The 10,397-nt window shown below is 36.4% G+C and carries 8 protein-coding genes and 1 pseudogene; 5 read left to right on the top strand and 4 right to left on the bottom strand.

The window, feature by feature from the left end:
* Together COD92_RS30620 and COD92_RS30615 are read right to left on the bottom strand one after the other, a co-directional pair.
* Positions 1-198 (bottom strand): annotated as a pseudogene (locus tag COD92_RS30620) (hypothetical protein); the annotation flags it as partial.
* A gap of 34 nt (positions 199-232) precedes the next feature.
* Positions 233-712, bottom strand: a complete 480-nt coding sequence (locus COD92_RS30615) for an Hsp20/alpha crystallin family protein (RefSeq protein ID WP_098529320.1) — start codon at positions 710-712, stop codon at positions 233-235.
* A gap of 167 nt (positions 713-879) precedes the next feature.
* Between COD92_RS30615 and COD92_RS30610 the strand changes: the two genes are divergently transcribed.
* Positions 880-1,137, top strand: coding sequence for a hypothetical protein (locus COD92_RS30610; protein ID WP_098529322.1), 258 nt, complete (start codon positions 880-882; stop codon positions 1,135-1,137).
* 34 nt (positions 1,138-1,171) lie between these two features.
* On the opposite strand, the gene COD92_RS30605 is transcribed toward COD92_RS30610, so the two are convergent.
* On the bottom strand, positions 1,172-2,347 hold the full coding sequence (locus COD92_RS30605; RefSeq protein ID WP_098529324.1) for a D-alanyl-D-alanine carboxypeptidase family protein: 1,176 nt from the start codon (positions 2,345-2,347) through the stop codon (positions 1,172-1,174).
* Positions 2,348-2,492: 145 nt separating this feature from the next.
* Positions 2,493-5,021, bottom strand: a complete 2,529-nt coding sequence (mprF, locus tag COD92_RS30600; RefSeq protein ID WP_255286611.1) for a bifunctional lysylphosphatidylglycerol flippase/synthetase MprF — start codon at positions 5,019-5,021, stop codon at positions 2,493-2,495.
* Positions 5,022-5,269: 248 nt separating this feature from the next.
* Between mprF and COD92_RS30595 the strand changes: the two genes are divergently transcribed.
* The 4 genes from COD92_RS30595 to yidC all read left to right on the top strand — a co-directional run bounded on the left by COD92_RS30595 (position 5,270) and on the right by yidC (position 10,377).
* Complete coding sequence (locus COD92_RS30595) at positions 5,270-5,722, top strand: cupredoxin domain-containing protein (protein WP_098529327.1); 453 nt, start codon at positions 5,270-5,272, stop codon at positions 5,720-5,722.
* Between the two features lie 324 nt (positions 5,723-6,046).
* Entirely contained in the window at positions 6,047-8,272 is a 2,226-nt protein-coding gene (pflB, locus tag COD92_RS30590) for a formate C-acetyltransferase (RefSeq protein ID WP_098529328.1), read from the top strand.
* Between the two features lie 65 nt (positions 8,273-8,337).
* Positions 8,338-9,066: a pyruvate formate-lyase-activating protein gene (gene pflA, locus COD92_RS30585; RefSeq protein ID WP_098529329.1), complete on the top strand. Its 729-nt coding sequence runs from the start codon at positions 8,338-8,340 to the stop codon at positions 9,064-9,066.
* Between the two features lie 513 nt (positions 9,067-9,579).
* Positions 9,580-10,377 carry a membrane protein insertase YidC gene (yidC, locus tag COD92_RS30575; protein WP_098529332.1) on the top strand — a complete coding sequence of 266 codons (798 nt, stop codon included), beginning with the start codon at positions 9,580-9,582 and terminating at the stop codon, positions 10,375-10,377.
* Positions 10,378-10,397: the final 20 nt, after the last annotated feature.

The following is a 10,397-nucleotide window of genomic DNA, read 5'->3' as shown; positions in this document are numbered from 1 at the left end:
TTGTAGTGATTTTTTCAGCTCCTCAATATTCATTTCTAATGAAATCAATTTATTCTTTAATTCCTTTTCATAATCATTTTTCTTGAATATAAGGAATAAATCTTTTAATGACATTATCACAAACTCCCTTTTGTTTACCCTTTCTTTATCTATATGGAAAAAACCATTGAACATGTCCAAGAAAATCTGGGGAACCATAAAAATGGGCCTCCCATTAATTTACGCAAACTTTCTACTCAATTGGAATAATTTCACCTTTTTCTATCGTACGCTGATAACTGACAATCAATAAACCATTCCAAAATTTTGCACTCAATTGTTGAGGGCTCACTGTGTCTGGCAGAGTGATCTGTCTCTGAAATTCACCATAAAACCTTTCGGAATAATTCAACGTTAAGTGCGGATGGAGGGGGTTCACTTTTCCTTTAATGGTTAGGTTATTACCATTGAGACCTAATTCCAAATTCTCCTTCGCTACTCCTGGAAGTTCAATCACCACAACCACTTCATGCTCACCTGCAAGGATATCAATTATCGGGAAAGTCTTTGAATTTTCTGCCCTCCCCGATTCACTATCCGCTGTGGATGACTTTGCAGGCTGTTCATTCATAAATTGTTTAGCAAATTCCTGATCAAAAATATTGTTCCAAAAGTCACCGCCGTGCATATTTTTTGCAATATCCATCCACTGTTTTAATTTATCTATATCCATCACTCGACACCCCCCTTTGTCCGAATTGTATAACCGCCTATACTCTTATTAATTAATCCTACTTTCATCATACGAAACTTATTCACTAATTAATCCAACTATTACGCTTGTTTCATAAACCATATAAAGGTGCATATAATGATAATTAGTTGGAAGGAGGAGATTGAATGACAGTACCTGTTCCGTTTATTAATATAAATATATTCATGATTAAAATTAATTCCTTTGAAAATGCCTCAGCAGTAAATATTGGCCAAAACCTGCTAGCTGAATGGCATAATTCAGATAAGAAAAATCAGGGCTATGGGCAAAATTTTGGTGATCAGAGCGATTTTGTTGCTACAAGGAGTTTTGTAGATGATAAAGATCAAATAGACTCTCCTGCCTCTTTCAACTCTTGTCCGTTATCAGTTGACGATTTATAACAAAAAAAAACCATGGGTGCTTACATCCCATGGTTTAACTAGTATGTTTATATTCTGTTGAACGTTTCTTCCGAACAGCTATTATTAAAACAATCAGTACAACCATCATGCCTAAAACCACATTTACTTGGAGCAGCAATTGAGGACGATTATCGTGGTGCTTTTCAACTTTTTTCTTAGTTGCTGCTTTTGGTTTTGGCGGCTCCTTGTAGGTTAATTGTACAGTCTGAACTATTTGGCCCTTAGCGTCCTGGATTGAAAGAAGCCCATTGCTTGCAACATTTTTTTTACAACCCTCAATACGTTCTGTAATCAATGTATCTTTCTCGGGGGAAAAATCCTTATGATCTGCTGTAAAAATTTCTCCCTGCTTAATCGTAGCATGTTGGAAGTTTTTAAAACCATAATCAAGTAATACCGCAGTATCATTATACTTATCATTCTTTAAATTCGATTTTAATACCACTGCCGTTAGTCTGATCTTTCCGTTGTCAGCCGTCGTTGCCAGGGTTTGTTTTGTTTCACTGGTATAGCCTGTCTTACCGCCAGTAATTCCCGGAAAGGCAATCTCTCCTTTTAGCATTTTATGGTGGGTTACAAGAGTCGTCTGCCAAGACTGTCCTTTCCATGGAAGTACCTTCGTGCCAAAAATTTCTGCAAACACAGGATTCTTTATTGCATAATTAGTTATTAAGGCCATGTCCATTGCCGTCGTATAATGGTTGGCATCAAATAAACCATTCGGATTCGTAAAGTGTGTGTTGGTTACACCAATTCTTGTTTTTAAATAAGTATTTAGGTTTTCTGCAAACTGCTGAACCGTACCATCCGTATACTCCGCAATTGCAACGGCCGCATCATTTCCTGAATTAATAAGCATACCTTGAATCAGCTGTTTTAAAGGTAATTGCTCCCCTTCATTTAAATAAACTCGGGTACCATCTTGCCTCACAGCATTACTGCTAACGGTTACAATACTATCTAAATTGCCCTTTTCGATTGCATAAATAGCTGTAGCTATTTTTGTTAAACTTGCTGGATACATTTTTTGATTAGGATTTTTAACGTAGAGAACAGCCCCAGTATCAGAATCGATTAAAGCGGCAGCTTCACTCTTCAGTGGCAGCTGAACTAACTCTGCCGCCGAAACATGTAATTGAGCTGTAACAAGATAAAGAAAAAGAATAATGGCTGGTAAAAACTTCTTCAATAGGAAACACCCTTACTTTTATCATAGATTCCCCCTTGATTTTACCAGATTATTTGCAGAAATAAAGTACTATTTTATGAATATATCCTCCTAATATAGTAAATTTTAACCATAACAAAACGGTTGGCAGTTGCCAACCGTTTATTTATGTTCTTTTTTTGGAAATTAACAAGGCAATTTGGGCCATAATAAACGGCAATGACGATTTTCTTCTAAATGCCAAATATTTAGGTTCCCAAATATCAGTATATTTTTCTTTGAACTTCCTTAGACCTTGAAATTGATAGATAAAATGACCATGAAGAAAAATTTGGGCTGCTATTTTTTCGCTCAAAAAGGAAAATTTCGACAGACCTACGTTTGATAATGGTGCCATTCCCATATTAAACCGCTGATAACCTTTTTGGACGGCCCAATCAATTACCGATAAGAAAAAAAAGTCAATTATACCTTCCGGTGCTGACGGTTGAACTCTGATTAAGTCAACCGAGACAGTCTTATAATCATCGTATACATACATAATGCTCATAAAACCTAATATGTGATCTTCTTTATCTTTTACAATGGCAATCGGGGCTCTATTTAAATAATCTTCATTAAAGTATCCTAATGAAAACCCTTTTTCCTTTCGGCCAAGAAGCCATTCATCGGAGATTTTTCTCAATTCCTCCATAATGACGTTTGTATAAGGGGGTTTAAGCATTTCAAAATAATACTGTTCACCATTAAATTTATTTTTCAGTGCCCTTAAACCTTGCATTTTGTTTCCTTTAAGCGTAAAGGTCTTCAAGTCAACAAAGGCCTCTTCCCCTAATTTAAAAAACGCAAAGCCGTGACCATGTAAGTATGGGAGCATATCGTCGCTAACTTGGTAGAAAACAGGTGTATAGCCGTATAAATCAGCAGCTTCTTGGAATTCCTCAATCGCATTCGAAAAATCCTGTTTCTCACCAACTGGGTCTCCAAGGATAATTAATTTGTCCGCATATTTTTGGAAAGAGATTAGAACATCCCTCTTGCTATTCCAAAAAATATATTTATCATGCAGGAAAATTAAATGGGACAATACCTTGCCTGAATATATGGATAAATGATTCATGATTTCCTGTTCATGGTCAATTGACCTTTCAAGTTTCCACTTCTTAGGCAGGCTAATTAAATAACCTATAAAAAGAATACTTAAAGCAATAATTAAGCCAATAATCGCACTTGAAAACAAATCCCGGTAGTCCACAATAACATACGGGATAAACTTTTTAGGAATGGTGATTTTCGCATTTGGCAGGTTAAAGTACCCAATTAAAATATACATTGAAGTAACAATTACAACGATTGCCACATCAAAGATTGTTTTTCCCCATGTTAGCACATAACTTTCACGATAAAATTGCCCTTTTGACATTCTAAGCAACAGGGCGACAATAATTAAAAAGGAAGCCTCCTCGTAATCAATCCCCTTAAAAATGGAAAATACAGCAGCAAGAATCAGGGCGAGCATGGTTAAATCATAAGTTCTTTTTACACTGTATTCAATTCCACGCGATAGTCCCAGTAACAAAAAGCCGGCTGCAACGGATAGCTGGTGTGAGACATTGATAATTGGAAATGACAGCAGTTCCTGAGCAATTCTAAGTCTTGACATGATCCCTGGTACACTAGCAGATAACAGCAGGATTACTCCTGATAAAAAAACAAGCATGGTCAAAATAACATGACTTAGTCCTTGAACGATCGCTTTCGGGAGATAATTCCATAATTGATTCCATCTTTGCCAATAAAGCCGTACAAAAAAGACTAAGCTGATTAAAAATGGGATGAAATAGTAGCCGATTCGGTAAAACAAAAGAAGGACAAGCACTTTTTCCTCTGGGATATGTAAATCCTGCATCCCCCAAAGAAATACTAGATCAAATGAACCTAAGCCTCCGGGAATCATACTAATAATTCCTGCACAGGCAGCAATAATGTAAACAGGGAACAAATCAAGGAACGAGATGTGAATTCCTAGTATTTTAGTTAAAATGAAAATAGCCACAAACACAGCAAACCATTCAATTACTGAAACGATAACCAACTCAATACTAGTCTTAAGAGTCAGTACACGTTGATTGTCTTTATTTGTCTTAAATATATGTATACCTAAAAATATCGGTAGGTACAGACCTACACCTAAGACCGCGAAATAAAGCCATCTTGTATCCACTAACACTGGAAAATTCCGATAGTCGATTGTTACTATCCAGGAAAGGAAAGAGATTCCTGTTAAATAAAAAAGTGAAACCGAGGCAATAACTCCAAGTAGTTTCCGTTTATCCTGCTCAAGCTTATGAAAGAAATAGGTTCTCAGCATGGCTCCGATCAGTCCGCCAAAGCCTATTAGATTTGAAAATGAATTGGCAATAAATGATTGCTCTACCAATTCTCTTTTCGAGACTTTTATCTTCAAAATCTTCACTAATATTACATCGTATAAAACCATCGGCAAAACCGCCGCAAAGGCTACGCTTAAGATTACTAATAACAGCCAAATATTGAGATCATTAATCTCACTTTTAAGTAACTCTCCATTAATATTTCCAGTAAATTTCTTCATCTCAATGATTGCGAAAATTAACAAGAGCACCGGAAAAATAAATTTCACAACTTTTAGCACTTTTTCTTTTTTAATCCCCAACCAGATTACCACCCATTTTTTCATTCCTGTTTTTACTATAAACGCTCTACAACGAAAAACAAAGTAATATCTTTAATTCCAAGGACACTTAAACTTATTTTAGACAGACAAATGATGGTTCAACCGCTCGTGTTAAGAAGCAATAATTTAAATTTATGAATATGTACATAAAATTTCTAAAATGAGACAAGTTTTCCAACCTCCTCAGCATAAACATTTAATAGGACAAAATATGAGGAGGTCTGCTGATGAAATTTTTAGTCTTTAAAAAAGAAACCCTGTTATTTTTTCTAGCTGTTGGCATAGTATTGGCAAGTATTTCTGCTTGGTTCATGTTAAAAGCCGGCGATACAACGGTATTTAATCAACATCAAGAAGGAAAAATTCGTCAGATCCACATGGTAACAGGAGAATTCAAAACCACAATGAAAAACGGAAAAGAGATAGAAGCTTATCGCTGGGACCCTGGCACCATCGTCTTAAAAAAGGGAGAAAAAGTAAACCTGATTATTAGTGGTATCAATGGGACTGAACATCCTTTCTACATCGAAGGTACGACCATTAAAGGAACGGTAAAAAAGGGCCAGGATACCCTTGTTCCCCTTCAATTTCAAAAAGAAGGCACCTATCGATTAATTTGTGAAGTTCATCCTGACCGAGCTCACAACGGTCCAATGATCGCCTATATTGTGGTCAATTAGTAGCAGGAAATGACTTTCCTGCTTTTTCATTTGACAAAGAAGGCTGTTTCATAAGTTTTCACTATTAATATGGTGATATTAATGGTTTCTTTCTATATAACAGTTTTTATTTTATATTATTTTTATATAATACAGTTTTTATTTTTTCTCTAACAACGTTCATAAAATATTCATAAACAGCCCTTAAAAACCCTTAAATTTAAAGGGTTCACAATTCCTTAACAAATAGTGCATTTTTTACATCTTTTCACCTGTTATACTAGGGGCATGAAATAAATAACTTTCTGTTATATATTCTTCTACTAATTTAAGAGGTGAAAAGTAATGGAGCAATGGCAAGGTTTTAATAAAGGAACATGGTCAAAAGAAGTAAACGTACGTGATTTTATATTAAGAAACTACAAACCATATGAGGGCGATGATTCCTTTTTAGCTGGTGCAACCGATGCAACAAACAAGCTTTGGGAACAAGTAATGCTTTTAACAAAACAAGAGCGTGAAAATGGCGGCGTCCTAGATATGGATACAGAAACAGTATCTACGATTACTTCACATGGTCCTGGATACTTAGATGAAGATCTAGAAAAAGTTGTTGGCGTTCAAACAGATAAGCCCTTCAATCGTTCACTACAGCCATTTGGCGGCATTCGTATGGCAAAGCAAGCATGTGCTTCATACGGTTATGAATTAAATCCAGAAATTGAAAAGATCTTTACTGATTTCCGAAAAACACATAACCAAGGTGTTTTTGATGCTTACACAGATGAAATGGTGCTTGCTCGTAAAGCTGCTATTATTACTGGTCTTCCAGATGCTTACGGACGCGGTCGTATTATTGGCGATTATCGCCGTGTAGCATTATACGGTGTTGATTTCCTTATTCAACAAAAACGATTAGACAAAGAAAATACAAGCAGCGTCATGTCAGAAGAAAATATGCGTCTTCGTGAAGAGCTCGCAGAGCAAATTCGTGCCTTAAATGAATTAAAAGAACTTGGCTCGAGTTATGGATTTGACTTATCCCGTCCTGCACAGAATGCACAAGAAGCATTCCAATGGTTATACCTTGGCTATTTAGCTGCTATTAAAGAACAAAACGGCGCTGCCATGAGCCTTGGCCGTACATCAACTTTCCTAGATATTTATATTGAAAGAGATTTAGAAAATGGCACATTAACTGAATCAGATGCTCAAGAAATCGTGGATCACTTCATTATGAAGCTACGTTTAGTAAAATTTGCCCGTACACCTGATTATAACGAATTATTTAGTGGTGACCCAACATGGGTAACAGAATCTATCGGCGGAATAGCTCAAGATGGCCGCTCACTAGTAACGAAAAACTCTTTCCGTTTCCTACATTCACTAGATAATTTAGGACCTGCCCCTGAACCAAACTTAACGGTTTTATGGTCAGCTCAGCTGCCTGAAAACTTCAAGAGATATTGTGCTAATATGTCTATTAAAACTAGCTCAATTCAATATGAAAATGATGACATTATGCGCCCTGAATACGGCGATGACTACGGAATTGCCTGCTGTGTATCAGCCATGGAAATTGGTAAGCAAATGCAATTCTTTGGGGCTCGTGCTAACCTTGCAAAAGCTCTTCTTTACTCAATTAACGGCGGGGTTGATGAAAAGTTAAAAATTCAGGTAGGACCACAATATCGCCCAATTACATCTGATGTTTTAGATTACAAAGAAGTGATGCAGCGCTTCGACCAAATGATGGAATGGCTTGCTGGTCTTTACATTAATACATTAAATGTTATTCACTATATGCATGATAAATATAGCTACGAAAGAATTGAAATGGCCTTACATGATACAAAAATCCTAAGAACTATGGCAACTGGTATTGCTGGACTAAGTGTTGTTGCCGACTCATTAAGTGCCATTAAATACGGTGAAGTAAAGGTTATTCGTGATGAAAACGGCATAGCTGTTGACTTTGAAACAACTGGCGACTTCCCTAAATATGGTAACAATGATGATCGTGTTGACAGCATAGCTGTTGAGGTTGTTGAAACCTTTATGAAAAAATTACGTAAGCATGTAACCTACCGTGATTCACTTCATACACTATCAGTTTTAACCATCACTTCAAACGTAGTATACGGAAAGAAAACTGGTAACACGCCTGATGGCCGTCGTGCTGGTGAACCATTTGCACCTGGTGCAAACCCAATGCACGGACGAGATACAAAAGGAACATTAGCATCATTATCATCAGTTGCTAAGATTCCATATGCATATGCAATGGATGGAATTTCCAACACCTTCTCCATCGTACCAAAAGCATTAGGTAAAGAAGAAGAGAGCCGGATTACCAACCTTGTATCTATCTTAGATGGCTATTCCATTAAACAGGGCCATCACCTAAACGTTAACGTCTTTAATAGAGAAACATTAATTGATGCAATGGAGCATCCTGAGTTATATCCACAATTAACAATTCGTGTATCTGGATATGCTGTAAACTTTATTAAATTAACCAAAGAACAACAGCTCGATGTTATTAACCGTACATTCCACGAATCATTGTAGTTAGAATAAATTGGAGTTCCCTAATCTTAGGGGACTCCTGCTAAAAAATAAGGGGGATCATCATCATGATTGGAAATATACATTCAATAGAAACTTTAGGGACAGTAGACGGACCAGGAATTCGTTATGTTATTTTTACACAAGGATGCTTATTGCGCTGCCAGTTTTGCCATAATGCAGATACTTGGGAAATCGGTTCTGGAAAACAAATGTCTGTTTCCGAAATCATGGATGATCTGACTAGTTATCTCCCTTTCATTCAAGCATCAGGCGGCGGGATCACAGTTAGCGGCGGGGAACCCTTATTACAAATCCCCTTTCTAACCGAATTATTTAAAGAGTGTAAAAAGAAAGGAATTCATACTACCATTGATTCTTCAGGAGGCTGTTTTTCTCACGCGAAGCTCTTTATAGAACAATTAGAAGAACTGTTACAATATACAGATCTAGTGTTACTTGATTTAAAACATATCAATCGAAAAAAACATATTCAACTGACAGGTATGGCTAATGATCACATCCTTGAGTTTGCTAGGTTCTTATCCGAACGGAAGGTGCCAATTTGGGTGCGCCATGTTCTTGTCCCAACCGTCACAGATGATCCGGAGGACTTGGAGAAACTTGGAGAGTTTATAGGAACACTTGAAAATGTTCATAAGATTGAAATTCTTCCCTACCACAAACTCGGAGTTTACAAATGGGAAGCCCTTGGACACGAATATCCTTTAAAACATGTAGAGCCGCCAACTGAAGAGAAAGTTGAATTTGCCTATCAAATGTTGACAGCACACTAGAAAACATTATTACAACACTGATTCATAAGGATCAGTGTTTTTCTTAGCTATACTGGGATTTTAGAAAACCTTACTTTTAAACTATTAGCAATGTCTTCATATTATGGGATTTAGTCTGTGATAAAATTGATTCTTTTCGGTTTCTCCTATATACTCATATCATTGGGATTTAAGTGAGGTGATAATTTTTGTTTCAATTGCTGATTGACCTTTCAGATATAAATGCTCTAAACGCCCTTTATGTGAGTATTTTCCTTGGAATCACAATAAAGTTTTTGTGGGCTTGGGGTGTAGAATATACCTTTTTAGGTTCTCTTTCTGAATCTGCAAACACAAAAATTAATTACCCGCATGTTTTCTACAGGAATCAAAATAGTATAAATGGAAGTTTTATTCTGAAAAGAATTGTTAAATATATTCGTAGAAAAGAATGTTCACAGGATGATTCTGAAGAACCAATTTCCTCCCTCATTATTTAAACACATAATATTCTAAGACATTTTAGGAGGAAATATGAAAAAGAATCGATCTTCACTTATACTTGCGGCTATTTTTATTTTGTCAACTTTACTTTTATCTGCTTGCTCATCACAAGCACAAACAACAACTACTAATAAAACAGGGTTTTTTCAAACCTATTTTGTCCATCCTTTCTCGACGATTATCCATTCAACTGCTGAATTTTTTGGTGGTAACTATGGTTTAGCGATTATCGTTGTTACACTGATTATCAGACTTGTATTAATGCCATTAATGCTTAAGCAATACAAAAATCAGATGGCCATGAAAGAAAAAATGGATGCTTTAAAACCGGAGATGGATTCCATTCAAAAGAAAATGAAAACCGAAAAAGATCCAAAAAAGAAACAGGAACTTCAAGCTGAAATGATGGCTCTGTATTCAAAGCATGGTGTTAATCCATTGAATATGGGCTGTTTGCCAATCCTTATCCAGATGCCGATCTTAACAGCTTTCTATTATGCTATTCGCGGTTCACAGGAAATTGCCACCCATCAATTTTTATGGTTTAATCTAGGGCATTCAGATATTATCATTACGATTATCGCTGGCCTTGTTTATTATTTCCAATTCAAGGTCTCCCAATCTAATATGCCTACTGCCCAGCAGCAACAAATGAAAATGATGGGCTTGATGTCACCGTTAATGATTGTGATGTTTTCTTTTAACGCACCAGCAGCTCTCCCTCTTTATTGGGTTGTCGGCGGGTTATTCTTAACACTACAAACCTTGGTAAGCCGAAAGCTCTACCAAGCCAAAAAGCCAATTGAAACTCCTGCTCACCAAAAATAAATGAACAAAAAAAGAAGCAT

The sequence above is a fragment of the Bacillus sp. AFS037270 genome (assembly GCF_002585305.1).
This window is presented reverse-complemented; position numbering and strand designations above follow the sequence as displayed.